This window comes from Nocardioides pini (assembly GCF_026712185.1).
GTDB lineage: Bacteria > Actinomycetota > Actinomycetes > Propionibacteriales > Nocardioidaceae > Nocardioides > Nocardioides pini.
Genome location: NZ_JAPPUX010000006.1, coordinates 23,753 through 50,268, shown reverse-complemented (window position 1 = coordinate 50,268; position 26,516 = coordinate 23,753). Strand labels below are relative to the sequence as shown.

The following is a 26,516-nucleotide window of genomic DNA, read 5'->3' as shown; positions in this document are numbered from 1 at the left end:
CCGGCGATGTTGGATCAGGCTTGGGCACGTGTGGTGGCCATCACGGCGTGCGGCAGGTGCGGCGCGAACACGGCTTCCCAGGCATGTGCGAGCCCGCGACGGAACAGACCGTGGTGCCCGATCGAATCCACGCTCAGCTGGTCGGGCGACAGGTCGACGACGGACACGGGCGCGTTGCTGAGTGCGCGCGCCAGCGCAGCGGGCCCACTGGGCATGACGAGCGGGTCGTCGCTCGTCGAGACGAGAGTCACCGGATGGGTGATGAGCGCGTGGCGCGCGGCGATGTCGCGCACGTCTGCTCCCCAGTACTCGGGGTGCATGCACCAGCGACCCCACTGGCGTGCCACCCTGGTCGGGAGGTCTCCCAGGCCGAGTCGCCGCCCGGGGAAGTAGCCAGCCGCAGCAGTGGTGAGCGGCACGATGCCTCTCCAGAGCAGCGGAGCTCGTCGTCGCAACCACGCCGGGTTGTGGTGGTAGTGGCCGTTGCCGGTGGCGACGAGGACGGCGCTGTCCAGGAGGTCGTGCCGCACGAACGGCAGCACCTGGCCTCCGAAGCTGTGCCCGATCCAGACCACGGGGGTGTGGTCGCCGGCCGGCGCGTCGTCCAGGAGGTGCTCAAGCGCGGCCGCGGCGTCACCCGCCCAGGTGAGGAGGTCCGCCGTCTCGCGGCGGAGCTCGGACGGGGTGGCGGTGGTGCCGCGGTAGTCGAACGTCAGGACCGTCATCCCACGCCCGGCCAGCCAGGTGGCGAAGGCTGCGTAGAAGGCGGCGGGCGTGGCCATGGCAGGCGCGATGAGCACGCGTCCCGCCCCAGGCGACCGCGGACGGAACCACGTTGCCTCCAGGACCCTCCCGTCGTCGGCACGGAATGCGGTGCGCTCGCGCCGGACGGCGTCTCGGGCACTGGCCTGGAGAGCGGTGTCGACGGTGTCGGAAGTCATGGCGATCCTCTGTCGGGGTGGGAGGCGGGTCGCGTGCGAGGCGCCGAGGGGTGGGGCGCCCCGCACGCGGACGGGGCTCACTGGCCGGCAAGGACCGTCTCGAGCTCGATCTCGATCCGGACGTCCTTGGACACGAGGAGGCCGCCTGCCTCCAGCGCCATGTTCCAGGTGATGCCGAACTCCTCGCGGTTGACGGCGGTGCGCGCCGAGAAGATGGCGCGGTGGCCACCCCACGGGTCGGGGACGTAGCCCTCGAACGAGACGATCAGCGGCACGCGCCGCGTGACGCCGTGGATGGTGAGATCGCCGTGGACCGTGCCGGAGGTGCCGCCCCAGTCGACGCTCCGGCTGACGAAGGTCGCCGTGGGGTAGCGCTCGACGTCGAAGAGGTCTGCGGAGCGGATGTGGTCGTCGCGGTCGGCGGATCCGGATTCGACGCTCGCCATGCCGATCGTCACCTCGACAGTGGAGTCTGACATCTGCGGGGCGATGACGACGCGGCCTGTGACGTCGGTGAAGCGGCCGCGCACCTTCGTGACCATGAAGTGGCGTCCCACGAACGCGAGGTCGGTGTGCCCGGGGTCGATGTCCCACACCCCCGGGGCGGGAAGCAGGTGGCCTTCGAGGGTGCGGGTGGGGGACTGCTGGATCTGGTCGTGGGTCATGGTCGTTCTCCTGTCGGGGTTGGGTGGGGTGGAGCCGTGGGTCAGCGCTGGAGGCGCTCGCCGAGGCGGTCGAGCTGGATCCAGTACTCCTGGATGCGTCCGTCCTCGACGCGGTAGACGGCCGAGCCCGCCTCGCGCAGCGGACGCGGGGACGCGCCGCGGGTGGGCAGGTGGCCGTGCTGGAGCCAGCGCACGAAGACGTGGTCCTGCTCTGCGAGCAGCTCATGGACCTCGAACCGGAACGGCCCGTGGTCCTTGAGCATGTCGCGTACGTGGGCGGCGTACTCGTGCGGCGATCGCACCACCGTCTCGTCGCGCTCGGCCAGGTGCTGGTGGGCGGGGACCGAGCTTCCCATCAGCAGTTCGGCGGCCGCGGTGTCGCCCGTGACGCGCACCCTCGAGAGGAACTCAGTGACGGCGCGCGCGGCTGGCGGCATGCCGGGCCACGTGTGCGGCTCGTTCGGGACGACCGTGAACGTCCTCATGGCAGGTCCACGTCGTCGTACGGCGTCAGGGTGAGGCGCCTGGCGGTACCGGTGACCTCGACCGTGTCGGACCCGGGTCTCAGGTCGACGACGAGCCGGCTCGGCGCGCCCATCTGTCGGCCCTGCAGCACGACGATCCTCGACGGGACGTCGACGAGCTCCAGCTGACGGAGGTAGCCCCCGAACGCCGCCGCGGCAGCCCCGGTCGCCGGGTCCTCGCGCACGCCGCCCGGTGGGAAGGCGTTGCGGGCGTGGAACCGGTGGCGGTCCTCGGCCCAGAACACGTGCACCGTCGTCCAGCCCTCGCGGCCCATCAGCCTCTCGAGTGCGCCGTAGTCGTAGTCGAGCGCATCGAGGGTCCATCGGTCCCGGACGCCGACCACCAGGTGCTTGTTGCCGGCGAATGCGACGTGCACCGGGTAGGCCGGGTCGAGGTCGCTCGCCGCCAGTCGCAGGGCATCCAGCGCCTCGCCCGCCGAGTCGCCGGCGGGACGGGTCCAGGTCGCCGGCGACGTCAGCGTGGCGGTCAGCTCCACCCCGTCATGGCGGGTGGAGACCGGCACGAGGCCGACGTTCGTCTCCAGTGTCAGGACGCCTGCGCCGTACCTCTCCGCGATGGCCACCGCGGACGCGACCGTGGCGTGGCCGCAGAAGTCGACCTCGGCCCGCGGGCTGAAGTACCGCACCCTGAGTCGCGCCGGGTCCGACTCGGAGGTGGGGCTGAGGAAGGCGGTCTCCGAGTAGCCGATGGCCTCCGCGATCGCGCGCATCTGCGGCTCGCTCAGGGATGCAGCTCCCAGGACGACGCCGGCCGGGTTGCCGCCGGCGCCGTCCTCCGGGAAGGCGGAGTAGCGCAGGACCTCGACAGTCATCGGAGCTCCTCCGTCCAGGCGTGGCTGCGACGGAGGCCGGGAGCGAGCAGGACCATCAGCCCGAAGCCGAGGGTGACGGCGTACCTGATCCAGTCGGCGTCGGCGTCGACCAGGTCCGCGCTGGCGTTGAACGTCGCGTGCAGGAGGGCGACGGCGAGGATGCTGCCGCGCCCCCACACGTCGAGGGCTCCGATGAGGAGCCGCAGGCCGATACCGGAGGCGACCATGATGGCGAGGTTGCGTGCGAGGTCGGCCGCGCCCTCGATGCCGTAGAACGCGAGAGGGAGGTGGATGGCGACGAACAACGCGGCGGTGAGCAGGGCGCTGCGCACGAAGCCGTACGCCTTCGAGGCGGTCCGTTGGACGAAGCCGGCCCACACCATCTCCTCCCAGAGGTTGACGATGAGGACGCTGGACACGACGTTGACGATCAGGTCGACGACGAGGGCAGAGGTGAGGGGCTCGCCCCCGCCGACGAGCGATGCCCCGACTCGGGTCGCGACCGGAATGAGCAACGTGGCGGGGATCAGCCACGCCACGGGGTGGGGCAGGCGGATGCAGTCACGCAGGAGGTCGCGGACGCTGGTGTTCTTCCCGCGGCGCGTCAGCAGGAGCGCGGCGGGAACCATGCCGAGGAACAGGGTGGCCAGGACGAAGGGGGCCACCGGCCACCCCGTGAGCAGGGGGACGCTGAGGAAGATCCACCCCGCGGGGAGCGCGATCGCGGTGAACGTGAGCAGGGAGTGGGCGGGACGCGGCGTGGTCCGGTCGGCGGGGGTTGAGTGGGTCGCGGTCATGGCACCACGGTGGATCGACGTGGTTGAGGGGTTGTTGGTTCGTCGTTGGACCCTCGTCGTGCTCATCCTCATGGAAGCGACGCCATCCTTCGGTCGAGGAGGGTGATGAAGAGCTGGCGGTAGGGCCCGGGGTCCTGCCGTGCCTGCAGGTAGGTCTCCCGAGCAAGATCTGGTTCACCGAGTGCGGCGTGGACGTCGCCGAGCAGGGCCAGCATGGTCGAGCGAGTGCCGTTGCGACCCCCGCGTGTCATGTCCTCGAGCCGAGTCTGGAGGGCGGCAACGGTCCGGGTGCCGTCGCCGCCGGCCAGTGCCTCGGACCACTCGTGGACCGACTCGGCGACCGTGCCCAGCCAACCGAATCCGAACCGGAGACAGAGGTCGAGCGCCGGGTCGGCGAGCTCCTTCAGGTAGTCGTGCCCGGGGCTGTAGAAGGCCTGGACCGCGCCCAGGGCGCGCGCCACAGCGCGAGGGAACGGACGGCCGTCGGCGTCCGCGAGCGCGACCGCCGCCTCGACGGCCCGTTGGTGGGCATCGCCGTCGCCCTGCATGCCGAACCAGGCACCTTCGATCAGGTGGTACATGACGTGGAGGTTCTCGTCGTATGCGGACGTCTCCGCCGCGGTTGCGGCCTCGATCAGCTCGCCGGCACGGGTCAGGTGACGGCGGGCCGCATCCCGGTCGTCGGTGGACAACGCGTCGAAGACGGCCATGAGGTGCACCGAGGCGCGGGAGGCGTTCCCGATCCGGCCGCGGGGATCGGGGGCCTCGCACGCGGCCAGGAGCGAGCGCGCGACGCCGACGTATGACGCCTGGTCGTCCTGGTCGATGAGGAGGAAGAACAGCGACCACCACAGGCGGGCGTTGTCGTCGCTGAAGGCACCGGCTTCGGCCAGGTGGAGCGCTCGGTCCGCGACCGCTCTCGCCCCGTGGTGGCCCCAGCCGCGGGAGGTGATGATGAGCCGTAGCAGGGTCAGCAGCACCGACAGCTCGGCGTCGGGGTCTGGTGGTGACGCCTGACGCACGAGGTGCAGCGCGCGTCGGAGGTGCACTTCGGCCTGTTCGTGGGCGCACACCGCCACGGCCGCGTCGGCTGCCGCCAGCTGTGACTCGACCGCTGCCGGTCCCAGCACGTCACGCGCGGCCCAGGTGTGTGTGGCGACGACCGCGGGCGAGCTGGCACCCTCGTGCGCCAGCAGCTGGGCGACCGCTCCATGGAGCCTGCTGGCCCGCCCGGCCGGGAGGCGTTCGAGGACCACCTCCTGGACGAGCGCGTGGACGAACGTGTGTCCGCCGTCGTCGGTCGGCTCGACGAGACCGTGCCGGGCCGCGATGTCGTAGGCGTCGAGCGCTTCCTCCAGCTCGATGCCGGCCACGGTGGCTGCCGTGCGGAGGTCGAACTCGCGTCCGATGACAGCGGCCGAGGCGAGCAGGGCGGTGACTGCGGCGGGCAACGGCTTGAGCCGGCTTGCGATGACGTGGCGCACACCGGGCGGGACAGGAGCAGGACGCGTCGCGACGGGCGGATCGTCCTCGAGGAGCAGGCGCGCCAGCTGGCGGACGAAGAACGGGTTGCCGCCGGTGCGCTCGTAGAGGACGTCGGCGAAGCGCTCGTGTCGCTCGGGGTGTGCAGCGGTCGTGAGCAGGTCGGCCGCGAGCACCGCTACGTCGCCTTGGGCGAGGCCACCGAGGTGGACCTCCGAGGTCACGTCCTCGCGGGAGACGGTGGCAAGGGTCGCGTCCAACGCCTCGCTGGTGTCGCTCGGGAGGTCCCGGTAGGCCGCGACGAGGAGGAGCGGCCGGGTGGCGAGGGAGGGCGTGAGGTAGGACAGCAGCTCCAGGCTGGGGAGGTCTGCCCAGTGGATGTCGTCGAGCAGCACCACGAGCGGGCCATCGGCGGCTCGGCAGAGGTAGGTCGAGACCGCCTCGTACAGCGGGAACCGCATGGCGCTCACGATGTCGCCGGGCGGTGGGACCTCGACTCCGACTCGACCGGCGACCGCAGGTGACAGCTGGGCGACCGGCCGCGCACGGGTCGAGACGAGCGACTCGAGCTCCTGGTCGCCGAGGCGTGCCGCCACGCTGTCGACGACCTGGGACCACGGATAGAACGGGGGTGCCCCGAACGCGGCGGGGGACCGGCCGTAGTGCACAGGGACGTTCCGCCGACGCGCCATCTCATCGAGCGTCTCGAGCAGTGTCGTCTTGCCGATGCCGGGCTCGCCCGCCAGCAGCACGAGCGACCCCGTGCCGCTCGTGGTGAGTCTGTCGAGCGCGGCTTGCAGCACGCCGAGCTCTCGCTCGCGTCCGACGAGCATCCGAGTCGAACCGCCGGCGGCGGGCGCCGGAAGTGCCTTCTCTGTGGACGCAGCCGCGGGGCTCGGGGTCGTAGCGGCGGGCAGGGCATCGGCCTCGAGTGCGGCGGGCGGTGGGTCGAGGTCGGGATCCTGCGACAGGATCCGCTGGAGCAGTGAGTCCATGCGGCTCGAGGGGAGGATGCCCAGCTCGTCGTCGAGCATGACCCGAAACCTGCGGTGGACCTCCAGCGCGTCGGCAGTCCGCCCGCATCGGTACAGCGCGAGCATGAGCAGCGCCTGCGGTTCTTCCCGCAAGGGGTGGTCGGCGGCGAAGCCGTCGAGCTCCGGAAGGGCGTCGGCATGCCGTCCGGCGGCGAGCATCGCCTCGAACCTGCCCTCCACCGCCGCCAGATAGGTCTCCGTCAGCTGCGCGACGATGCTCTGTGCGAACTGGTGGTCCGACACCTCGGACAACGGATCTCCGGTCCAGAGTCCGACCGCCTCGTCCAGGGTGGTGAGCGCGTCGGTCGCCGCGCCCTGTCGCAGGAGGTCGCGGCCTGTCTGGGTGAGGGTCCGCAGCCGCGTGGCGTCGACCGACTCCGCTGGAAGGTCGATGAGGTACCCGGGACCGCGGGTGACGAGGGCAGACCCGAGCGCACCCGTCGCGCCCAGGGCCTGCCGGAGGTTCGAGATGTACGACCGCAGCGTCACGGCGCCCTGAGGCGGAGGTGCGCCGTCCCAGAGCTGGTCGATCAGGCGCTCGGTGCTGACCACCCGGCCGACGTTGAGGAGCAGCAGGACCAGGAGGGCACGCTGGCGGCGCGTGGCTATCTCGACCGGTTGTCCGTCCACCCGTAGGTCGAGGAGACCAAGGATCCGCGCGTCGATCCTGGGCCCATCCTTGGCATCCATGACTGTGGCCAGCACGGGATCGCCCGCCTCAGGCATCTCGCCGGCGAACGGTCACGGTCGCCACGACCAGGCCGGCCGCCATCCAGCCGATCCACACGATGGCCGCGAACGGGGGAGCCAGCCCTGGCCCGGACTGGTCGACGCGCATCATCGCGGCGCCGGCCTCTGAGGCCAGCAGCGGCAGCACGGCGTCAGACACCGGGCGAGGGAGGAGCCCCACGAGCATCGGGAGCACGAACATCAGGCCGAGCAGGGCGAACGCGGCGCCGACGGCGGACCGCAGGATCCATCCCAGCGCCTGACCCAGCAGGCCCCAGCCGACTGCGTACAGGGACATGGCGACAGCGGCCCACCACGTTCCCGGCTCCGCCCAGGTCAGCGGCGCATCGACGCGTGCGAGGACCAACCGCGACACCTCGAGGGCGGTGACGGCGCCGATGAGGACGAGGGGGAGGACCAGCCGCGAGAACGCCATGGCCTTCCCGCCGACCACCAGGCCCCGCTTCGGGACGGCCCAGAAGGTGGTCCGCACCAGTGCGGTGGGGAACTCCGAGGTGACGCTGAGGACACCGAGCACCCCCAGGAGCAGGGCTGCCGTGACTCCGCCGTTGAGCGCCACGGACGTGGCGGCGCCGAGATCGGGGACGGGTTGGGCGCTCTGGGGTGCGAGCACCTGCCCGAGCGCCTGTACGGGTCCCAGGACGAACAGGAACAGGATGGCTGTGGTGAGCAGGACGACGTGGGACCGCAGGGTCCTGAGCTTGACGGCCTCACTCGTGGTGACCCGGGCGATCGTCGGGCCCTGGGCGTGTCGGGTGGGGGTCGTGGCCGGGGCGGGCTTCGGGGTGCTCATGGCGTCACCGTCCTTTCGGTGGTGTGGTCGGCGCGGTAGTCGGTGGCGTCGTGCGTGAGCTCGAGGAAGGCGTCCTCGAGGGAGCGGCGCTCGGTCACGAGCTCGTGCACCTCGAGCCGGTGGTCGAGCGTGAGACGGGCGATCTGTGCGGGGTCGAGGTCGGTCACGTGGAGAGCAGAGTCGCCGGCGGGTTCCACGGTTCCGCCCGCGTCCGCAAGCACTCGTGCGAGACGTGTCGGTTCGGGACCTCGGACGCGGACCACGGACGCGTGGTCGCTCAGCAGCCGGTCGGTCGGTACGTCGGCGACGAGGCGACCCCTGCCGACGACGACGAGGTGGCCAGCCGTCTGCGCCATCTCCCCCATGAGGTGGGAGGAGACGAACACCGTTCGCCCCTCGTCCGCCAGGCGCCGCAGGAGCGAGCGGACCCAGATGATCCCGTCGGGGTCGAGCCCGTTCATCGGCTCGTCCAGCACGATGATGCCGGGGTCGCCGATGAGGGCGGCGGCGATCCCGAGCCGCTGGCGCATGCCGAGGGAGAACGTTCCGGCGCGACGTCGTGCCTGGTCGGTGAGACCCACCAGGTCGAGCACCTGCTGCACCCGGACGCGCCCCTCGCCGATGGTCTCGGCGAGCGCGGTCAGGTGAGCCTGCGCCGTACGACGGGGGTGGACCTGCCCGGCGTCGAGCATGGCGCCGACGGCTCGAGCCGGTGAGGGTAGGTCGACGAACGATCGGCCGTTGACGTGCGCGGTGCCACCGGTGGGGCGGTCCAGGCCGAGGACCATCCGCATGGTGGTGGACTTGCCGGCGCCGTTGGGGCCGAGGAACCCTGTGACGAGGCCGGGACGGACGGTGAAGCTGATGTCGTCGACGGCAAGCGTGCTGCCGAAGCGCTTGGTGAGGTGTTCGATCTCGATCATCACGGGGACTCGTTTCTCAAGGGGGTCACGCGGCGCGGGTGGCGGGCGTGTCGGCGGGGACTCGCGCGGCGGCCGGATGGCCGTCGTCGCCCGCGCAGGGGAGGGGAGTCACGTGGTCTCGGGGGGCGCGCCGACGGCTCGCGAGGGCTGGTTGACCCAGCAGCACGCCTCCCGCGATGAGGGACATGCCCAGGACGGCCACCGCACCGAACGGCTCTCCCGAGACGACGATCCCGAGTGACGTGGCCACGACGGGGTTGAGCAGGCCGATGAGGGACACGGTCCCTGCGGGGAGCCGCGCCAGGCCGCGGAACCAGCACGCATAGGCGAGCACGGTGCCGATTCCCGCGAGCCAGAGGAGACCGCCGACTGCGGAGAGGTCGAGCGCGGGCGGCGGCCCCTCGACGACCAGGGTGAGCGGAACGAGTGCGAGGCCACCGACGACGAGCTGCCAGCTGACGAGGGTCAGGGTGTCGACAGGGGCCGGCCACCGTCGGACCAGGACGAATCCGAGCGCTGAGCTGAGGACCGAACCGCCCGCGGCCAGCAGGCCGAGGGTGTCGATCGAGGAGGTGGATCGCAGGACGAGCAGTCCGACCCCGACCAGTCCGACCAGGCCGCCGAGCACCCGGAGCCTGCCGGGCACCTCGCGCAGGACGAGCCAGGCGAGCGCCATGACGACCAGCGGGGACGCGGCGTGCACGGTGGAGGCGACGCCGCCGGGTAGCCGGTAGGCCGACAAGAAGAGGAGGGGGAAGAAGGCTGCGAAGTTCAGGAGCCCGAGGACGAGCGCGCGCCACCACCAGTTCCCGCGGGGCAGCTGTCGCGACAGTGCCAGCAGGACGAGGCCGGCCGGCAGGGCGCGCGTGGCGGCTGCGAACAGCGGACGTCCGTCGGGGAGGAGGTGCGCGGTGACGACGTACGTCGTCCCCCACGCGACCGGGGCCACCGCCGTGACGAGAGCGGCGCCCCACGAACCGGGGCTGGCTGAGGTGGACATCGTCGGGTTCCCTGTCGTGGTCAGTCGGTCTCGGGCACCCAGGGCGTCCAGGCATGCCGCGAGGTGAGGTGGTCCCAGGCGGGGCGGCGGTACTCGCGGAACGGCCGGAGCTCGCCTATGTTGATGGTCGACACGGCCACCCGCACGTCGTTCGCCTCGAAACAGCGATCGCGCTTGAGGACGACGTACTCGAACCACCGCAGCTTGCTCTGCTCGTCGCTCCGGACGCCGGCGTCCGCGACGCAGCGTCCCTCGGGCGAGTGGCTCCAGGCGCGGACCCGTTGCTCCGTCCAGCCGTCCGTGGGAGCGAACCGGTGGTCGCTCCAGAAGTCCATGAAGTGGCCGTACTCCGGGCCGTCCCGTGACTCGTCCGTGTCGAGGTAGACCATCACCGCGCCCGTGGGGAAGTCGTAGGTCTCGGCCACTCCGGGGAACGAGACCCGCACCCGCAGGCGGTCGGGACGGTTGACGACACTCACCCCGCGGATGTCGAGCTTCGCCTTGCGGACATCGCCCCGTCGGTCCGCGAACCGGGTGCGGCTGCGCTGGGCAGCCGTGACAGACGTGTCCTCCGAGTGGGACACGGGGGCATCGGCAGCCTGGACGCTGGGCGCGGCGCCGAGGACGGCGAGCATGAGTACGCCGGCGAGCTTGGTTGCGGAGGTGATCTTCACGAAGGTTCCTCTTCCTGGAGGGTGGTCGTGGATGGTGCGGTGTGGGTGATGTGCGGCTGGCCGGCAGTCGGGCGGACGAGGTGGTGGGGGCGTCGCCTCAGGCGCGGACATCGAGGACGACCTTTCCGACGCGGTCGGCGGCGTCGAGGCGCGTGTAGGCGGCCGCGATGTCGTCGAGTGGGAACACGCTGTCCACGCGCGGGGCCCAGCGGCGGGCCGTCACCTGGGCGAGGAGCGCGGCGAAGTCGCGAGGGCTGCCCATCGACGAGCCCAGGACGTCGACCTGCTTCCAGTAGACCGACTGGACGTCGAGGGTTGCGGCGGCCGCGGCCATCTTGCCTACGACGACGAGCCGGCCGGCCGGGCGTAGGTTCTCGACGAACTGGCCCCAGAGCCTGCCGGTCGGGTCCAGCGCGAGGTCGGCGCGACCGCCCGTGGCGGCCCGGAGCTGGTCGGCGAGGTCGCCGGCGGTGCGGTCGACCGTTGCGGCAGCGCCGAGCTGAAGAGCCTCGGCGGCCTTGGCGCCCGAGGCAGTGACGGCAACGACTCGCGCGCCGGCTGCTACGGCAATCTGGATGGCTGCGGTGCCGACTCCGGACGATGCGGCTCCCACGAGCACCGTCTCGCCCTTCGCCAGGCGACCGCGGGTGACCAGTGCCCGCCATGCGGTGAGTCCGGCCATGGGCAGCGATGCCGCCTCGTCCCACGTGAGGTGCTGGGGCTTGGCGTGGAGGTTGGCGGTCGGGACGGCGACGTACTCGGCGTGCGTGCCGTGGGTGGGGGAGCCGAGGATCTCGTACTCGGGAGATGGGAAGCGTTCGTCCGGGCCCCAGTGCAGCGACGGGGAGACGATGACGTGGTCGCCGACTGCCCAGCCCGTGGACGTGGGGACGTCCGGTCCGAGCTCGTGGACGACGCCCGCTCCGTCGGAGCCGAAGATCGCGCCCGGGGCTTCGGAGGTCCGCTGCTCCAACATCATGGCGTCGAGTCGATTGAGGCTGGCGCGTTCCAGGCGTACGACGACCCAGTCGCCTCTGGCGTGGGGACGGGGCACCTCCATGACTCGGACAGGTTGTTCCTGCGGCTCGGTGCCGACTACGGCGGCTCTCATGGTTCTCCTCGGGGGTGTTGGCGCCTGCGCGTCAACAGCGGTTTCGTGGACTTCAGTGCGGGAAGGTGGCGCGCCTGCGTCCACACCGTGGGCAGTGGCCGTGGCGGGCGACATCGAGCTCTTGTCCGCACCAGCAGGCCGGAGCGGCTCCGGGCATCCGGGCCGCGGTCCGTGGCCTCGTGGCCGGGGTGATCGCGTGCATCGGTGTCGCCTCCTCTCGGTGCGGCTCAGCGCATGGACGCGGTCAGCCAGCCTTGCTGGTACCAGCGGGTGACGGACGGGATCCGGTGTGCGACGCGGTCGGAGGCGATCTCGTATCCGGCTCCGGTGAGCGCGCACCTGATGAGTGGCAAGAGGCCCTCTCCGCCGCGGACGACGACGTTGCCCCTGCGGTCGGTCGTGGCGTCGGAGACGCCAACGAGACGGCGCAGGTTCGACTCGAGGCGGCTGGCGTGGCTCGCGTCGGACGAGCCGTTGATCTGGAGGTGGTAGGTGGTCATGGCCGTGCTCCTTCGGTTTGGTGGGTCGTGGATGGGTGGCTCGGTGCGAGCTCCTCGAAGAGGGTGATCTGCAGCCCGGGAGGTCCGGCGAGGCGCGAGTTCAGCGAGTCCCACGGGGTCCGGGTCGGTCGGTGGAGCGAGCGGTGACCGACCTCGACGTCGTGGTCTGGTGCGTCGACGACGGGGCGCATCTGCTTGACTCGCGGGCTCTCCGTCTCGGTGGCGCTCATGACACCGAGCGCACGACGGCGGTCTGGTACTGGCCGTCCCGGTAGGTCAGCAGCCGAAGGGGCTGACGAGAGAAGTCGCCGGCGTAGTACCCGTTGTGCGGGTGCCGGTGGCGGGCTTGGTAGGTCCCGGACTCTTCCTCGATGTTCCGTGATGCAGCCATGTCGTCCACTTCCTTGGGAGATCCGAGAACGTGTCGGTGTCTGGGATGACCGTGCGACCGAGGGCTTGCGCTGCTCTGTCCGAGCGCTGTCCGCGCAGCAGTTCGGACGACAGCGGGACGGGCGACAGCGGGCACGGTCAGGAAGTGCGTTCACCCGTGGGTCGTCACGGACAGCGAGTGGACAGCGCCGGCTCGCACCCTTGGCTCACCACCACAGGACTGATGCCTCAGGCAGTGAGAGAGCAACGAGATGGACGAGCTGGAGCTCACCGTGAGCGGCATGTCGTGCCGCCGCTGCGTACGTGAGGTGACCGCGCGACTGCGCGACGTCGCCGGCGTCGAGCGCGTGGTCGCCGACCCGTTGCGCTCCACCATCCACCTCGTCGGCTCCATGACCCGCGCTGACGTGCTCGCCGCGTTCGAGGGAACGACCTACCGACCGGTCCTACGCGAGGTCTGACCCGCCCACAGCCGGCAGTCACACAGCGACAGACGCACGACAGCACCGGGACAGGACCCGGCAGCAACCTTCGCACCGAACGTGACTCCACCGCACCCCGTCACGGGCCCACCGCGGGGGCACGCCACCCGTTCGACCCACCTCAGAGAAGGGCATCAGCATGTCTTCCACCCACACGCCCGCGGGGACCCCGAGCAGCCGACGCTGGCTGGCTCTGGGGCTCATCGCCGCGGCCCAGTTCATGGTCATCATGGACACCTCGATCATCGGCGTCGCGCTTCCCGAGATGCAGCGAGACCTCGGCTTCAGCCCCGAGGGGCTCACCTGGGTGTTCAACGCCTACGTGGTCGCCTTCGGTGGCCTCCTCCTCCTCGGCGGGCGCCTGTCGGACCTGTTCGGCGCCCGCCGCATCTTCGGCGCAGGTTGGGCGATCCTGGCCGTCGGCTCCCTCCTGGCCGGTCTCGCCGCCAACCCGACCACCGAGCTGGTCGGCCGCGCCGTCCAGGGCGCTGGATCGGCGCTGATCGCGCCGGCCGCGCTCACGCTGCTGTTCACGATCTTCGGCGCGAACCCCGGTGAGCTGACCAAGGCCCTGTCCCTGTACGGCGCGGCCGCTCCGGCCGGTGGAACGGCCGGCGTCTTCCTCGGAGGGGTGCTCACCGAGTACGCCAGCTGGCCGTGGGTCTTCTTCATCAACGTGCCCCTGGCGGCGGTCGTCCTCGCCACGATGCGCTCCGTGATGCCGCAGGGAACGACGCGGCCCGGCTCGCTCGACGTCGCCGGTGCCGTCACCGTCACCGCCGGCCTCGGGTCGCTGGTGTTCGGCGTCGTCACGGCGCCGCAGTCCGGGTGGACCTCGCCGATCACCCTGCTGGCCGGCGCGGCCGGCATCGGCCTGCTGAGTACCTTCGTCCTCCTGCAGGCCAGGCGCCGTGAGCCGCTGATGCGGCTCGGCATCTTCCGCGCGCCCAACCTGGCGGCGGCCAACTTCGCCCAGTTCATGCTGGGGGCGGCCTGGATCCCGATGTTCTTCTTCGTGAACCTCTACCTGCAGCAGGTCCTCGGTCTCGGCGCCTTCGCGTCCGGTGCCGCCCTGCTGCCCCTGACGGTCACGATCATGATCGGGATGATCGCGCTGGCGCCGCGCCTGATCGGCCGATTCGGTCCTCAGGCGATGACGGTCGCCGGACTCGCGGTCCTGGCGGCGGGCCTGGTGTGGCTGTCGTTCATCGGGCCCGATGGCAGCTTCGTCGCCGACGTCCTGCCCGCGTCCCTCGTGACCGCTGCAGGCATGGCGATGGCGTTCATCCCCTCGCTCGGGCTGGCGCTGTCCTCGGCTGCGCCCGAAGAGGGCGGCCTCGCGTCCGGCATCGTGAGCACCAACTACCAGGTCGGCTCCGCGCTCGGGCTCGCTGCGATGACGGCCTTGGCTTCGGCGTTCGGTGCCGATCGCGTTGGTGACGCCGCCGCACAGACCGCCGGCTACTCCGCCGGCTTGCTCGGCGCTGCCGCGATCGCGGCCGTAGGTGCCCTGGTCACAAATGCCTGGCTGCGGTCCACCGCTCCGGCAACCCCCGAGACCGACGAGCTGCCCGCAGCGGTCTGACAGTCCCACCAAGGCCGGCCGCCCATGGCCGGCACCACCAAGAGAAGGAGAACCACCATGACTCCCGCTGAGACCACCACCCAGACCTACGACGTCGTCGGCATGACGTGCGACCACTGCGTCCGATCCGTGACCGAGGAAGTCAGCGCCCTCGACGGCGTCTCCCAGGTCGAGGTCGACCTCGCCTCGGGGAAGGTCCACGTGACCACGCGGCAGCCGATCACCACCCAGCAGGTGCGTGAGGCCGTCGCGGAGGCCGGCTACCAGCTGGCCTGACGAGCCGCCGCGCTCCGGAGGAGGCACCCCCTGCCCCTCCGGAGCGCGGCTTTCCAGTGCGCGCGAACCGCCGACCCGGGGAACAACCGCTGGGCGGATTGGCAGCAGACCCGGCGGCGATTGCGAGCAGGACGGGTGAGCGGGACCATGAGGACGTCACGATGGGAGAGACATGGGTCAGCCGCAGTTCCGGTTGCTCGGGCCGATGGGCATGACGGTCGACGGTCGGTCGGCGAAGCTTCCGGGAGCTGCCGAGCGCGCGCTCATGGCACAGCTCCTGCTGGCGCCCGGACGGACGATCCCGGCCACCTTGCTGGTCGATCGACTCTGGTCGGAATCCACCTTGCCGGTCGACCCCATGAACGCCCTGCAGATCCGAGTCTCCAAGCTGCGACGCTCGCTCAAGGCGGTCGGCCTGGATGACGTCGTCACACGTGAGGGCGTCGGATACCGCGCGGACGTGGCCCCCACCCAGGTCGACGCCCACAAGTTCGAGCAGCAGCTGCGCGAGGCACGCGCGATCAACGCGACCGGCACCCCGGACGGGCACACCGCGGAGCAGCTCGCTCGGTACGACGACGCCCTCTCCCTCTGGTCCGGCGAGCCCCTGAGCGACTTCACCACCGAGCAGTGGGCGATCGCCGAGGCGGCACGCCTGTCCGAGCTGAAGATCGCGGCGATGACGGAGCGGGCCCAGGTCGCCCTCGCCCTGGGGCGGCACGCCGAGGTCCTCGCGCAGCTCGAGCCCGTCGTGTCGGCGGACCCGACCCTGGAAGCGATGGCCGGCCTGCTGATGGTCGCCTTGTACCGCAGCGGGCGGCAGGTCGACGCACTGGAGGTGTTCGCCAGGACCCGGGACGAGCTCGACGAGGAGCTGGGGCTCGAGCCGTCGCTGACGCTCCGCTCGCTGCACGAACGGGTGCTGCGGCAGGAACCGTCCTTGGGCGGCCCCGCCGACCTGGCACCTCCGGTACCTGTCGTCGTGCCGACCCCGCGGCCACGCGCGGCTGCCGCGGTCCGTGCCACCAACCTTCCGACCGTGGTCCGGCCGTTGATCGGTCGCGACGCCCAGCTCGACGCCCTCACCGGGTTGGTGGGGGAGGCGCGGCTCCTGTCACTGATCGGCCCGGGAGGGGCCGGGAAGACGAGCCTGGCGCTGGCCATCACGCCACGCGTCGCCGGCGACTTCGAGGACGGCGCGTTCGGAGTCCGTCTCGCGGCGATCAACGACGCCGACCAGGTCCCGATGGCCGTGGCGGACGCGTTGGGGGTACCGATGGACGGCGCGGCGGGTGACCGCGACGTCCGGGAGAGGGTCATCAACTTCCTCGGGCACAAGCAGCTCCTGCTGCTGGTCGACAACTGCGAGCACGTGGTCGATGCGGTCGCGGCGCTCGTCGACGACGTCCTGGGCCGGTGCCCCCACGTCACCGTGGTGGCCACCAGCCGGGAGGCGCTCGCGGTGCCCGACGAGGTGCAGGTGTCCGTCGGGCCGCTCGAGACACCGCCGGAGGACGTCCTGCCAGGACGGGTGCTCGACTTCGCGGCGGCGCAGCTGTTCGCGGAGCGCGCCCGGGCCGTTCGCCCCGGGTCGGTGTTCGACGAGAGGGACCTGGCCGCCATCGGACGGATCTGCCGGTCGCTGGACGGGATCCCGCTCGCGATCGAGCTGGCTGCGGCGCGGACCTCAGCGCTCTCACCTGCCGACATCGCCGGTCGGCTGGACCAACGCTTCACCCTGCTGACCTCCGGCACCCGGACCGCCGAGGCGCGCCAGCAGACGCTGCGGGCCACGGTCGACTGGAGCTATGAGCTCCTCGGAGAGGCGGAGAGGAGGGTCTTCGAGCGGTTGTCCGTCTTCCAGGGAGGGTGGACCCTCCATGCAGCCGAGGAGATCGTCTCCGACTTTGACTCGGGGTCGGGCGAGGTGCTGGACGTCGTCGGCCGGCTGGTCGAACGGTCGATGGTGGTCGTCGAGCCCGGCCCGACCACCCGCTACCGGATGCTGGAGACGATCTGGCAGTACGCCGCCGAGCGCCTCGTGACCCGCGGCGAGACCGACGAGTTCGCGCGTCGTCATGCCGAGCACTACCGCGACCTGGCACTGGGCTCCGAGATGGCGCTGCGCGGGCACGACCAGCGCGCGACCCTCGAGGCACTGCGGGCCGACCAGCCCAACATCCGCGCCGCCCTCGCGTGGCTCGGCGGCCCCGGTGGCGATCCTGACGCGGCACTGTCGATGGCGGGCTCGCTGGGCCTCTTCTGGCACCTGGGCCGCCACATGGAAGGCAGGGAGGTCCTGGGCCGGCTGCTCGCCGCCCACGGCGGCAGCCCGTTGGCTCGAGCGAGCGCCCTGCAGGCGGTCTCGCTGGTCGAACGGCCCCGTGCGTGCCTGGTGCACCCCAGCCCGCGCTGCGAGGAGACGGCGCGGGAGAGCCTCCTGCTGTTCGACGAGCTCGGTGAGCGGTCACGGGCAGCCCTGTCCCGTGTGCTGCTGGCGGTCCAGGGGGTGACCGGCGCGGACCCCGCGCAGCGCGAACGCCTGCTGACCGAGGCGGAGGCCCAGTTCGACGCGGACGACGATCCGTGGGGGAGCGCCGTGATCGGCTTCGTCCGCATGGAGACGGCCCTCAAGACCGGCGACGAGGCGGGCGCCGTGCCCCTGGGGAGGGCCACCGCGTCGGCGTTCCGCCGCCTCGACGACCCGTGGGGGCTGTCCGCAATCCTCTACCACCTGGGCTGGGGACTGCGTCAGTTCGGTCGCTACGAGGAGAGCGCACGGGTCCTCGAGGAGGCCATCGACGTGGCGACCACTGCTGGGCTGTGGAACACCGTGCAGTGGGCCCTTGCCGACCTCGGGGTCGGGCAGCTGCACCTCGGCAACGTCTCTGCGGCGAACGACCTGTTCGACCGCGCTGCCGCCGCTTCACGGCAGGTCGGAGACGGGGCGGGGGAGGTGCTCGCGACGTACGGCCGGGCCCTGGTCGCTCAGGTGCGCGAGGACTGGTCGGCAGCACGGAAGGGGTACGAAGCGGCGATGGCCGGATTCGCGGTCCTGGGCACGCCGGTACCAGAGGGGTTGTCCCTGGCCGGCCTTGCCCGCTGCGACGAGGCCGACGGCGACCTGGAGAGCGCGTTCGTCCGCTTCGAGCAGTCGTTGGCTGCCGGTCGGACGGTCGGTGAGCCGGGCCTCGTCGCCACCTCGCTCGAGAGCCTGGCACGCCTGACGTCGGCGAGGGGCGAGCAGGACGAGGCGAGGCGGCTGCTCGTCGAGGCGGCTCGGATCCGTGAGTCGTCGGCCCGTCCCGCTCCGCCACACGAGCGTCGCGACATGGCGGCGTTGATGCCCATCGTGGCGTCCTGACGGCGTCCGCGCCCGCCGCGACAGGAACGGGACAGCCGGGCGACAGCGACCCTGTCCATCGTGACGGGGACGCCGCCGCCCGGCGTCCACCCGAGCGCGAGGAGCAGACATGGACGACGCACGACGCCCTGACACCGCACTGGTGGTGATCGACGTCCAAGAAGCATTCGACGACCCGAGATGGGGGAGACGCAACAACCGCGACGCCGATCGGAACATCGCGAACCTCGTCGACGCATTCGGCAACGCCGGCCTTCCCGTGGTCTTCGTCCAGCACCGGTCCGGCAAACCTGGAAGCCTGTTCCACCCCGACAACCCGGGACACGCACTCAAGGACTACCTGCGCGCCTCGGCGCCGGACCTGCTGGTGACCAAGACCGTCCACTCCTGCTTCCATGGCGCACCCGACCTCCACCGCTGGCTCGCAGCCAACGGCATCGGCACGCTGGTGATCAGCGGGATCACGACGAATCACTGCTGCGAGACCACAGCGCGTGCGGCGGGGGACCTCGGGTACGACGTCCTCTTCGCCCTGGACGCGACGCACACCTTCGATCGGACCGGCCCGGAGGGGCACGTGGTGACCGCCGACGAGCTGGCGCGCACGACGGCGACGAACCTCGACGGCGAGTTCGCCACCGTCGTGTCCACCCAGGAGGTGGTCGAGCTGCTGCAGGGCCGGCCGGCTTCGCCACTGCTCAGCACTCTTAACATGATACCCCCCAGGGGTATGGTGAAGTCATGAAGGCGCACACCCACCGCCCGGAGGCGACCATGTCGCGCCAGGTCACCGATCCTGTGTGTGGCATGACCGTCGATCCGGCCACCACCGACCAAGCGGCCGACCACGACGGCCAGCAGTTCCACTTCTGCTCCGCCGGCTGCAAGGACACGTTCCTTGCCAACCCCGCCCAGTACACCCGGCACCATGAGAACGCTGGCCACGACCACGCCGACCACAACCATGCCGGCGACGGGCAGGGTGCTCGGGCGGGCGGCGAGCCGCCGACCGCGGGCGCCGGTGAGGCGGTCGAGTACACCTGCCCGATGCATCCGGAGATCCGGCAGGACGGCCCCGGTGCCTGCCCCATCTGCGGCATGGCCCTCGAACCCGTCATCGTCACCGCCGACACCGGCCCGTCACCCGAGCTGCGCGACATGACCCGACGGTTCTGGGTCGGCGTCGTCCTGTCCATCCCCGTCCTCGTCCTCGGCATGGGCCGCGACCTCGTCCCGTGGCTCCACGACAACATCACAGCCACGACGTCGGCATGGGTCCAGCTCGCGCTCGCGACGCCGGTGGTGCTGTGGGCCGGATGGCCGTTCTTCATCCGCGGCTGGGCGTCCGTGCGGACCCGCAACCTCAACATGTTCACGCTCATCGCGATGGGCACCGGCGTCGCTTGGCTGTTCTCCGTCGTCGCCACGCTCGCGCCCGGCATCTTTCCCGAGGCGTTCCGCATGGACGGCGCCGTCGACGTGTACTTCGAGGCCGCCGCTGTCATCACGACCCTGGTGCTCCTCGGCCAGGTTCTCGAGCTCCGCGCCCGCGAGGCCACATCCGGTGCCATCAAGGCCCTCCTCGACCTCTCACCCAGGACCGCACGCCGCGTGGCCGTGGACGGCTCCGAGGACGAGGTCACCCTCGACCAGGTCAAGCTCGGCGACCTGTTGCGCGTGCGGCCCGGGGAGAAGGTTCCCGTCGACGGGCTCGTCGAGGACGGGAAGTCCGCCGTCGACGAGTCCCTGGTCACCGGCGAGTCCATGCCCGTGACGAAGGAGCCCGGCGACAACGCCATCGGCGGCACGCTGAACCAGACCGGCGCGCTGCTCGTCCGCGCGAACGCGGTCGGCCGGGACACGATGCTGTCACGCATCGTGAACATGGTCGCCGAAGCACAACGCTCCCGCGCACCCATCCAGCGGACCGTCGACCGCGTCTCCGCCGTGTTCGTGCCGACCGTCATCGGCATCGCGGTGCTCGCGTTCATCGTGTGGGCGCTCGTCGGTCCGGACCCGAAGCTGGCGCACGCGCTCGTCGTGGCCGTCAGCGTCCTCATCATCGCCTGCCCCTGTGCCCTGGGCCTGGCCACGCCCATGTCCATCATGGTCGGCGTCGGCCGCGGCGCCCAGATGGGCGTCCTCATCAAGAACGCCGAGGCGCTCGAGCGGATGGAGAAGGTCGACACGGTCGTCGTCGACAAGACCGGCACCCTCACCGAGGGCAAGCCTGCCGTCGTCGCCGTCGAGATGGCCGAGGGATACACCGCTCACACCGAGGCAGAGCTGCTGAACCTCGCGGCGGCGGTCGAGCACGCATCCGAGCACCCACTCGCTCGTGCCATCGTCGACAAGGCGCGGGCCGACAGGGCCGGGTCGAGCGACAGTCGTCTGCCGGAGGTCGCGGACTTCGACGCACCCGCGGGCAAGGGCGTCCTCGGCACGGTCGAGGGCCGCAAGGTCCTCATCGGCACCGCCGGTTTCCTCCGGTCCCAGGATGTCGACCCGGGTGGTCTGGCTGGCAAGGCCGACGACCTGCGCCGTACCGGCGCCACCGCCGTCCTCGTTGCAGTCGATGGGGCCCCGGCGGGCGTCATCGGCATCGCCGATCAGGTCAAGGAGACCACCCCGGCCGCGCTGGCGGCGCTGCGCAAGGAGGGCGTCGAGGTCATCATGCTCACCGGCGACAACCAGGTGACCGCCGCCGCCGTCGCCTCTGACCTGGGCATCGACCGGGTCGAGGCGGAGGTGCTGCCCGATCACAAGGCAGACGTCGTCAACAAGCTCCGCGCCGAGGGCCGCGTGGTCGCCATGAGTGGGGACGGGGTGAACGATGCCCCGGCTCTGGCAGCCGCTGACGTGGGCCTGGCGATGGGCACCGGCACCGACGTCGCCATGGAGTCCGCCAGCGTCACGCTGCTGCGAGGCGACCTGAACGGCATCGCCCACGCCCGCCAGCTCTCCCACGCCGTCATGAACAACACCCGCAGGGGGCTTTGGCTCGCGTTCGGCTACAACGCGCTGGGCATCCCCATCGCCGCCGGCGTGCTGTACCCCGCCTTCGGGTGGCTGCTGTCTCCGATGGTCGCCGCTGCCGCCATGGCGTTGTCGTCGGTCAGCGTGATCGTCAACGCGCTCCGGCTCCGCACCCAGCGACTGGGCTGACATCCGCCGCTCCGTACCATCGAGGGCGATGACCTTCGTGACCGCAGTCGGCACCCGCAGGGTTCTGCGGGTGCCGACGGCTGTTCGGCTCCGGACGGGTGTTGTGCTCGCTGCGCTGGTGGGCGCGCTCGTCCTCGGCATCCTGGGCATGCACGTCCTCGCCGACCACGGCACCCCAGCACCCGTCACCGCAGCTCCATCGGCTGGGACCGCTGCGACCGCGGCCTCGAGCACGTCCACGGCCGGCATGAACAGCCGCCACGACGCAGCGATGGCGTCCGGCGCGTCGCACGACGGTCACTCCCGTACAGCCGCCGTGGCCAGCAGTGCGGCCGGCGTGGGTCACGGCCCGCACGACATGACCGGCATGGTCATGCAGTGCGTCGTCATGCTCGCCGCCGCAGGGCTCACGCTCGTCGGGCTCCTCGCCATCGGCGTCCTCCGACCGCTCCTGCCGACCGGATTCGCACCGGCTTCCGTCCGCGAGCGGACGTTGCAGTGGGTGCGAGGCACCGGCCCACCACCCGCCTGGCAGTTCTCCGTCATCAGGTGCTGACAGGCACCGCGACCACCCGCCACCCCTGGGCGCTCGACCGCCCGTCGACGGCGACCTCGACAGCAGGGACCCGGGCCGGGTGTCGCGTCCGCCTGCCCACAACACCCCACATGACATCCAGGAGAAGTTCATGCAGCACAAGGTCAAGACCGGTGCCCGCACGCTCAGCGGGCTGGCCCTCGCCCTCGCCGTCGGCGCCGGCCTCACCGCCTGTGGCGACAGCACCACCGACGCCGGCAGTTCCGGCAGCCAGGCCGAGGTCAGCACCACCGAGCACAACGACGCCGACGTCACCTTCGCCACCGAGATGATCCAGCACCACGCCCAGGCGCTCTCGATGGTCGACCTCACCCTCGACCGCCCCCTCGACCCTGAAGTCCAGGCCCTCGCTGAAGGCATCCGCGACGCCCAGGCACCGGAGATCGAGACCATGGCCGATTGGCTCACGAAGTGGGGCGAGACGGTCCCCGCGACCATGCGCGACCACGTCAACTCCGGCCACGAGATGGGCGACCTGTCGGACACGACGGGCGGCGTGGACGGCATGGACCCCGGCGACGAGATGCCGGGAATGATGACTCTCGCGGACCTGGACGTCCTCGAGAACGCCTCCGACGAGGAGTTCCAGGACATGTGGCTCCAGATGATGGTCGAGCACCACGAAGGCGCCATCGAGATGGCCGAGGCGGAGCAGGCTGACGGCCAGTTCAAGGACGCCGTCGACCTCGCGGGGCAGATCATCGACGCACAGAAGGAGGAGGTCGTCACCATGAACGACCTCTTCGAGTCCTAGGCCGCAACGACGCGGACGCCAGGGCCGCGGAAAGCGCGGCCGATCGTCGATCGGCCGCGCGCAGCCAGGTGCAGGGAAGCGCCGAGCCGAGGCAGCACGGGTCTGGCTCGAGCCGGGCAGGAAGACCGTGGGGACCGGGCGGTGTCCGACGTGGCAGCTGAGCCCGAAATGGACTCAGGGCCCCGCTTCTGCGAGGCCCTCTGTCCTTCCCTTGCCCCACCTGAGTGGTGGGAGGGATCCCAACCGGTGTCCGAGGGGGGGACTTGAGCACCTTTCCGTGGGCGGGCTCCCACTGACGGGTTGCCGGAAGCGCTCAACGGCGTCAGGCGGCTCAGTCATCGTGAACTCCTCCAGTGTCGGAACCTGGTGCAGGCAGCGGACGGGTTGCGTTTCCGCATAGAGGCGATTGCCTCCGCCGCTGATTGACTTCAGCGACCCGCTCAGCAACGACATTCGGGTGTCGTAGTACACCCAGAGCCATGTCGCGTCACCTACTCGGATTCTGCGTTGCCGCAGGTCAGAAGGGGAGTCGCGACGTTACGCCCGAAGTGGGTGGTCGTCCAGTAGTCGCTGACCAGGTGCCCGTGCGGGGGAAACCTGGGGGAACGGCGGTTGTGCTGCGCACGCGCTACTCACGTCAGTCTCGATGAACATCGCACCCCTGCCCGCCGTAGGGGCTCTGCTGCGATACGGCGCACGATGGGGCCGGTTGGTGGGCCGGCATGGATTCGGCACGGCTGTGACCACGGGATGCGGTGCGGGGTGTGCAATGGTTGTACGGGCGATGGTGGCCGTGGTCAGGCGCGGCTGAGCAGGCGCACGCGGAGCTTGTGCAGCTGTGGCATCAGGCCGTAGATGACGATCGGAACCGCGATGGTGGCGAGCACGAACGTACGCACCACGGGTGTCAGGGTGCCGAGCCAGTCGCCGAGGGCGAGGTTGAGGACGGTCAGGGTCGGGAAGACCGCGACCCAGATCATGACAGCGAGCTGGTGCTTGGTCGGGGGACCGACAGGTCGGGCGGTTGCCGGTGTGGGCTGATGCGTGGTGCTCATGTGTTCTCCTTGGCGATGTTGCGGGGATCGTGATGGGGGTCAAGCGATGTAGCCGTGGTTGTAGGCCTCGACGGCGTGGCGGACGTCGTCGTCGACCAGATCGGCGTTGATGGCGATGGCGGCGGCAGAGCCCGCCCCGGCCGCGGTGATGACCTGCGCGCGGGGGTCGACGACGTTGCCGGCGGCCCAGATGCCCGGGACGCTGGTTTGTCCGGTGCCGTCGACGGTGACCCAGTCGTCCTCGCCGGCGGCACAGCCTGCGGCGCGGAGGAGCTGGTCGTTCGGGACGAAGCGGGGAGGGACGAAGAGAGCGTCCCGGGGCACGACGCTGCCGTCGGCCATCCGGACGCCGACGAGGTGGTCGTCGGCAAGGACGAGCTCCTCTATGGAGCCTTCGACGACGCCGATGGCGCGGGCACCCATGCCGGAGCGCTCTGCGGGGGTGAGGGTCCCGGGCCCGGTGAAGTAGACCAGGTCGTGGGTCCACTGCCGCACGATCTGTGCGTACCTGGCGGCACCGGGCGCCCCTCCGACGACGCCGAGCTGGCGCCCGGCGACCTCGTGCCCGTGGCAGTAGGGACAGTGCAGCACGTCGCGGGCCCATCGCTCGGCCAGCCCGGGGACGTCGGGGAGCTCGTCGCGGAGCCCGGTCGCGACGAGAACCTTGCGGGACCGGATCCGCGAGCCGTCGTCGAGTAGCGACCAGAAGCCGGCGCGCCCGTCGGGCACCAGGTCGGAGACCCTGCCGCCCACGATGACGCCGCCGTAGCCCTCGACCTCGGCGCGACCGATCGTGAGCAGCTCCGCCGGAGGCATACCGTCGCGGGACAGGAATCCGTGCATGTGCTCGGCGGGCGCGTTGCGGGGCGAACCGGAGTCGATGACGACCACCCGGCGCCCGGCGCGGGTGAGCACCAGGGCTGCGGAGAGGCCGGCTGCACTGCCGCCGATGACTGCCACGTCGTACTCGCTCATGCTCATAAGCCTCGGGCTCGACTGGACCGGGCACCACCGTTGTTGCCGTTCCCGGGAAAGCACGGTGGGATGACCTCTGTGAACGGCACCCCGCCAGCAGACGCCGGGGCCGCTGGCGACGGGGCGGGCCCCGGCTCCGTCGAGGTCGCCGTCCAGGCGGCGGTCCAAGCAGCGGGGCAACGACTGAAGGCGGTGCGCACCCAGCGGAAGCTCACGCTCACAGCCGTCGCCGCGATGACCGGCATCTCGAAGAGCACGCTGTCGCGGCTGGAGAGCGGCCAGCGCCGCCCCACCTTGGAGCTCCTGCTGATGCTGTCCGCGGCATACCGGGTACCGCTGGACGACCTGATCGGCGCTCCCGACGTGGGTGATCCACGAATTCGTCTCAAGCCGGGACGAGTGAAGGGACGCACGGTGATCCCGCTCACCCGCCAGCCGGACGGGGTCCAGGCGTGGAAGATCGTGATCCCGGTCGACAACGTGGTCCCGGAGCCGCGGGCACATGAAGGGCACGAGTGGATCTACGTCCTGTCGGGCCGGGTGCGCTTGGTGCTTGGCGCGGAGGAGTGGGTGCTCGGGCCCGGTGACGTCGCCGAGTTCGCCACCGACGTACCGCACTGGTTCGGCAGCACCGGCGAGGCCACCGCGGAGATCTTGAGCATCTTCGGGCGACCGGGGGAGCGGATGCGGGTGCGTACGCCGTCCCGTCACTGACGGGCGGGCACCTTGTACCGCCTCGGCGGATCGGGGTCGGCACCCGCGTCAGCAGCCCCGCGGTGGTTGCCGGTGGGAGCCACCGACCCGGCGCCCGAGCGCCTCGTTCATTTGGTCGAACCCCTGACGGGTGCGTGCCAGCAGGGGACTGGCGAACGGTAGGAGCGCGCCGCTGAAGGTCTCCGACTGCTGGACAAGGGTGCGCTCATTGGCGAGCGGTGTGAGGGTGAAGCTGTGCCGGCCGTCGAAGATGCCGGGTATCCCGGCCCGGCCCAGCCACTCCATGTAGCGGCACTCTTCCACGGCGGTGACCCAGGGCTTGAACTTCATGGGCCTGCCACCCGGCGGATGGATCGCCAGGTCGAGGCGTTCGCCCGGCGCCACCGTGCCGGACGCCGAAGTGATGAACGGGTTCCATTCGCCGTAGGCACCAAGCGCAGTGAGGATCGCCCACACGTCCTCGACCCGTGAGCCCACCGTGAGGTGGGTGGTGATGATCTTGCTCATGTCAGCGCCAGCTCTCCCCGCGCGCTAGGACGAACTGGCGGAAGGCATAGCGCCACGGGATCACGGCGACCACGATGATCACCCAGAGGACCTTGATGGTGTTGTCCAGTGTGGCGCCGGTGAGGTTGTCGTCGAGCCACAGCGGCAGCGCGACGGACCCGAGCCAGAGCGCCTTCCAACCCACCTCGAACAACAGGATGGGCAGCATCTGCCGGGGGTAGCGCAGCCCGAGCAGTGCCAGCACGGACATGGCGACGAGCATGGCCAGGACGGTTCCGTGCATCAGCTCCCACGGTTGGTGAGCGAAGAACTCGGGCCACTTGTAGACGACCAGGCCGCCGCCCATGACGAGGTAGCCCACGCGCATGAGGTTGAGCCGCCAGGTGGGCAGCGCCGTCTCCGGCCGCGGCGTGGCCGAGGTAGGAGGGGTGAAGAGGGGGCTTCCGGTTTGCTGGGTGAGGTTCATGGCGGTTCCCTTCGGGGGTGGGGCGGATGTGATGTCCTCACCCTCGTCTCGCAGGTCCGTCGTCCACATCGGCTGGACTGCTACGGCACCTGGCCGACGTGCCAGGGATGAACGCCTGGGATGTCGCCGATCGGCGACTGGATTCTCGACTTTCGTCGATG

26 protein-coding genes are annotated in these 26,516 nt (G+C 70.9%); 9 read left to right on the top strand and 17 right to left on the bottom strand.

Annotated elements, in window-relative coordinates; all coding sequences use genetic code 11:
* Nucleotides 1-14: 14 nt before the first annotated feature.
* The 13 genes from NYO98_RS19985 to NYO98_RS19925 all read right to left on the bottom strand — a co-directional run bounded on the left by NYO98_RS19985 (nt 15) and on the right by NYO98_RS19925 (nt 12,418).
* Entirely contained in the window at nt 15-941 is a 927-nt protein-coding gene (locus tag NYO98_RS19985) for an alpha/beta hydrolase family protein (protein WP_268113609.1), read from the bottom strand.
* A gap of 77 nt (nt 942-1,018) precedes the next feature.
* A complete protein-coding gene (locus tag NYO98_RS19980; protein ID WP_268113608.1) occupies nt 1,019-1,606 on the bottom strand; it encodes a YceI family protein in 588 nt (195 codons plus the stop codon).
* A 41-nt stretch (nt 1,607-1,647) separates the two neighbouring features.
* Nucleotides 1,648-2,091 carry an ester cyclase gene (locus NYO98_RS19975; protein ID WP_268113606.1) on the bottom strand — a complete coding sequence of 148 codons (444 nt, stop codon included), beginning with the start codon at nt 2,089-2,091 and terminating at the stop codon, nt 1,648-1,650.
* Nucleotides 2,088-2,963 carry a PhzF family phenazine biosynthesis protein gene (locus NYO98_RS19970; RefSeq protein ID WP_268113605.1) on the bottom strand — a complete coding sequence of 292 codons (876 nt, stop codon included), beginning with the start codon at nt 2,961-2,963 and terminating at the stop codon, nt 2,088-2,090. The genes NYO98_RS19975 and NYO98_RS19970 overlap by 4 nt, the downstream gene beginning before the upstream one ends.
* Nucleotides 2,960-3,760, bottom strand: coding sequence for a CPBP family intramembrane glutamic endopeptidase (locus NYO98_RS19965; protein WP_268113603.1), 801 nt, complete (start codon nt 3,758-3,760; stop codon nt 2,960-2,962). The genes NYO98_RS19970 and NYO98_RS19965 overlap by 4 nt, the downstream gene beginning before the upstream one ends.
* Nucleotides 3,761-3,828: 68 nt before the next feature.
* Entirely contained in the window at nt 3,829-6,906 is a 3,078-nt protein-coding gene (locus NYO98_RS19960) for a BTAD domain-containing putative transcriptional regulator (protein WP_268113602.1), read from the bottom strand.
* 88 nt (nt 6,907-6,994) lie between these two features.
* Entirely contained in the window at nt 6,995-7,819 is an 825-nt protein-coding gene (locus NYO98_RS19955) for a hypothetical protein (protein WP_268113601.1), read from the bottom strand.
* Complete coding sequence (locus NYO98_RS19950) at nt 7,816-8,742, bottom strand: ATP-binding cassette domain-containing protein (RefSeq protein ID WP_268113599.1); 927 nt, start codon at nt 8,740-8,742, stop codon at nt 7,816-7,818. The genes NYO98_RS19955 and NYO98_RS19950 overlap by 4 nt, the downstream gene beginning before the upstream one ends.
* 25 nt (nt 8,743-8,767) lie before the next feature.
* Nucleotides 8,768-9,742, bottom strand: coding sequence for an EamA family transporter (locus NYO98_RS19945; RefSeq protein ID WP_268113598.1), 975 nt, complete (start codon nt 9,740-9,742; stop codon nt 8,768-8,770).
* A 20-nt stretch (nt 9,743-9,762) separates the two neighbouring features.
* Complete coding sequence (locus NYO98_RS19940; RefSeq protein WP_268113597.1) at nt 9,763-10,416, bottom strand: hypothetical protein; 654 nt, start codon at nt 10,414-10,416, stop codon at nt 9,763-9,765.
* Nucleotides 10,417-10,513: 97 nt separating this feature from the next.
* Nucleotides 10,514-11,476, bottom strand: coding sequence for a zinc-binding dehydrogenase (locus NYO98_RS19935; protein ID WP_268113720.1), 963 nt, complete (start codon nt 11,474-11,476; stop codon nt 10,514-10,516).
* 278 nt (nt 11,477-11,754) lie between these two features.
* Nucleotides 11,755-12,027, bottom strand: a complete 273-nt coding sequence (locus NYO98_RS19930) for a heavy-metal-associated domain-containing protein (RefSeq protein WP_268113596.1) — start codon at nt 12,025-12,027, stop codon at nt 11,755-11,757.
* A 226-nt stretch (nt 12,028-12,253) separates the two neighbouring features.
* Entirely contained in the window at nt 12,254-12,418 is a 165-nt protein-coding gene (locus tag NYO98_RS19925) for a hypothetical protein (protein WP_268113595.1), read from the bottom strand.
* A 250-nt stretch (nt 12,419-12,668) separates the two neighbouring features.
* On the opposite strand from NYO98_RS19925, the gene NYO98_RS19920 reads away from it, so the two are divergent.
* The 8 genes from NYO98_RS19920 (at nt 12,669) to NYO98_RS19885 (ending at nt 22,638) form a co-directional block, all read left to right on the top strand.
* Nucleotides 12,669-12,878, top strand: a complete 210-nt coding sequence (locus NYO98_RS19920) for a heavy-metal-associated domain-containing protein (protein WP_268113594.1) — start codon at nt 12,669-12,671, stop codon at nt 12,876-12,878.
* A gap of 160 nt (nt 12,879-13,038) precedes the next feature.
* Nucleotides 13,039-14,484 (top strand): MFS transporter, encoded by a 1,446-nt coding sequence (locus tag NYO98_RS19915; RefSeq protein WP_268113592.1) that lies wholly within the window; start codon nt 13,039-13,041, stop codon nt 14,482-14,484.
* A gap of 57 nt (nt 14,485-14,541) precedes the next feature.
* Entirely contained in the window at nt 14,542-14,760 is a 219-nt protein-coding gene (locus NYO98_RS19910; RefSeq protein ID WP_268113590.1) for a heavy-metal-associated domain-containing protein, read from the top strand.
* A 172-nt stretch (nt 14,761-14,932) separates the two neighbouring features.
* The gene (locus NYO98_RS19905; RefSeq protein WP_268113589.1) at nt 14,933-18,124 is read left to right on the top strand and encodes an AfsR/SARP family transcriptional regulator; all 3,192 of its coding nucleotides are present in this window, start codon (nt 14,933-14,935) and stop codon (nt 18,122-18,124) included.
* Nucleotides 18,125-18,266: 142 nt separating this feature from the next.
* A complete protein-coding gene (locus NYO98_RS19900; protein WP_268113587.1) occupies nt 18,267-18,869 on the top strand; it encodes a cysteine hydrolase family protein in 603 nt (200 codons plus the stop codon).
* Nucleotides 18,866-21,289, top strand: a complete 2,424-nt coding sequence (locus tag NYO98_RS19895; protein WP_268113586.1) for a heavy metal translocating P-type ATPase — start codon at nt 18,866-18,868, stop codon at nt 21,287-21,289. The genes NYO98_RS19900 and NYO98_RS19895 overlap by 4 nt, the downstream gene beginning before the upstream one ends.
* A 28-nt stretch (nt 21,290-21,317) precedes the next feature.
* A complete protein-coding gene (locus tag NYO98_RS19890) occupies nt 21,318-21,845 on the top strand; it encodes a hypothetical protein (RefSeq protein ID WP_268113585.1) in 528 nt (175 codons plus the stop codon).
* A gap of 130 nt (nt 21,846-21,975) precedes the next feature.
* On the top strand, nt 21,976-22,638 hold the full coding sequence (locus NYO98_RS19885; protein WP_268113584.1) for a DUF305 domain-containing protein: 663 nt from the start codon (nt 21,976-21,978) through the stop codon (nt 22,636-22,638).
* A gap of 797 nt (nt 22,639-23,435) precedes the next feature.
* On the opposite strand, the gene NYO98_RS19880 is transcribed toward NYO98_RS19885, so the two are convergent.
* Nucleotides 23,436-23,693 (bottom strand): hypothetical protein, encoded by a 258-nt coding sequence (locus NYO98_RS19880; protein ID WP_268113583.1) that lies wholly within the window; start codon nt 23,691-23,693, stop codon nt 23,436-23,438.
* Nucleotides 23,694-23,732: 39 nt separating this feature from the next.
* A complete protein-coding gene (locus NYO98_RS19875) occupies nt 23,733-24,668 on the bottom strand; it encodes an NAD(P)/FAD-dependent oxidoreductase (protein WP_268113582.1) in 936 nt (311 codons plus the stop codon).
* A gap of 69 nt (nt 24,669-24,737) precedes the next feature.
* On the opposite strand from NYO98_RS19875, the gene NYO98_RS19870 reads away from it, so the two are divergent.
* On the top strand, nt 24,738-25,382 hold the full coding sequence (locus NYO98_RS19870) for a helix-turn-helix domain-containing protein (protein ID WP_268113581.1): 645 nt from the start codon (nt 24,738-24,740) through the stop codon (nt 25,380-25,382).
* A 48-nt stretch (nt 25,383-25,430) separates the two neighbouring features.
* Here the strand turns inward: NYO98_RS19870 and NYO98_RS19865 are convergent, their stop codons facing one another.
* Both NYO98_RS19865 and NYO98_RS19860 read right to left on the bottom strand, forming a co-directional pair.
* Nucleotides 25,431-25,889 carry an SRPBCC domain-containing protein gene (locus tag NYO98_RS19865; protein WP_268113580.1) on the bottom strand — a complete coding sequence of 153 codons (459 nt, stop codon included), beginning with the start codon at nt 25,887-25,889 and terminating at the stop codon, nt 25,431-25,433.
* Nucleotide 25,890: 1 nt separating this feature from the next.
* Nucleotides 25,891-26,355 (bottom strand): hypothetical protein, encoded by a 465-nt coding sequence (locus NYO98_RS19860; protein WP_268113579.1) that lies wholly within the window; start codon nt 26,353-26,355, stop codon nt 25,891-25,893.
* Between the last annotated feature and the right edge of the window lie 161 nt (nt 26,356-26,516).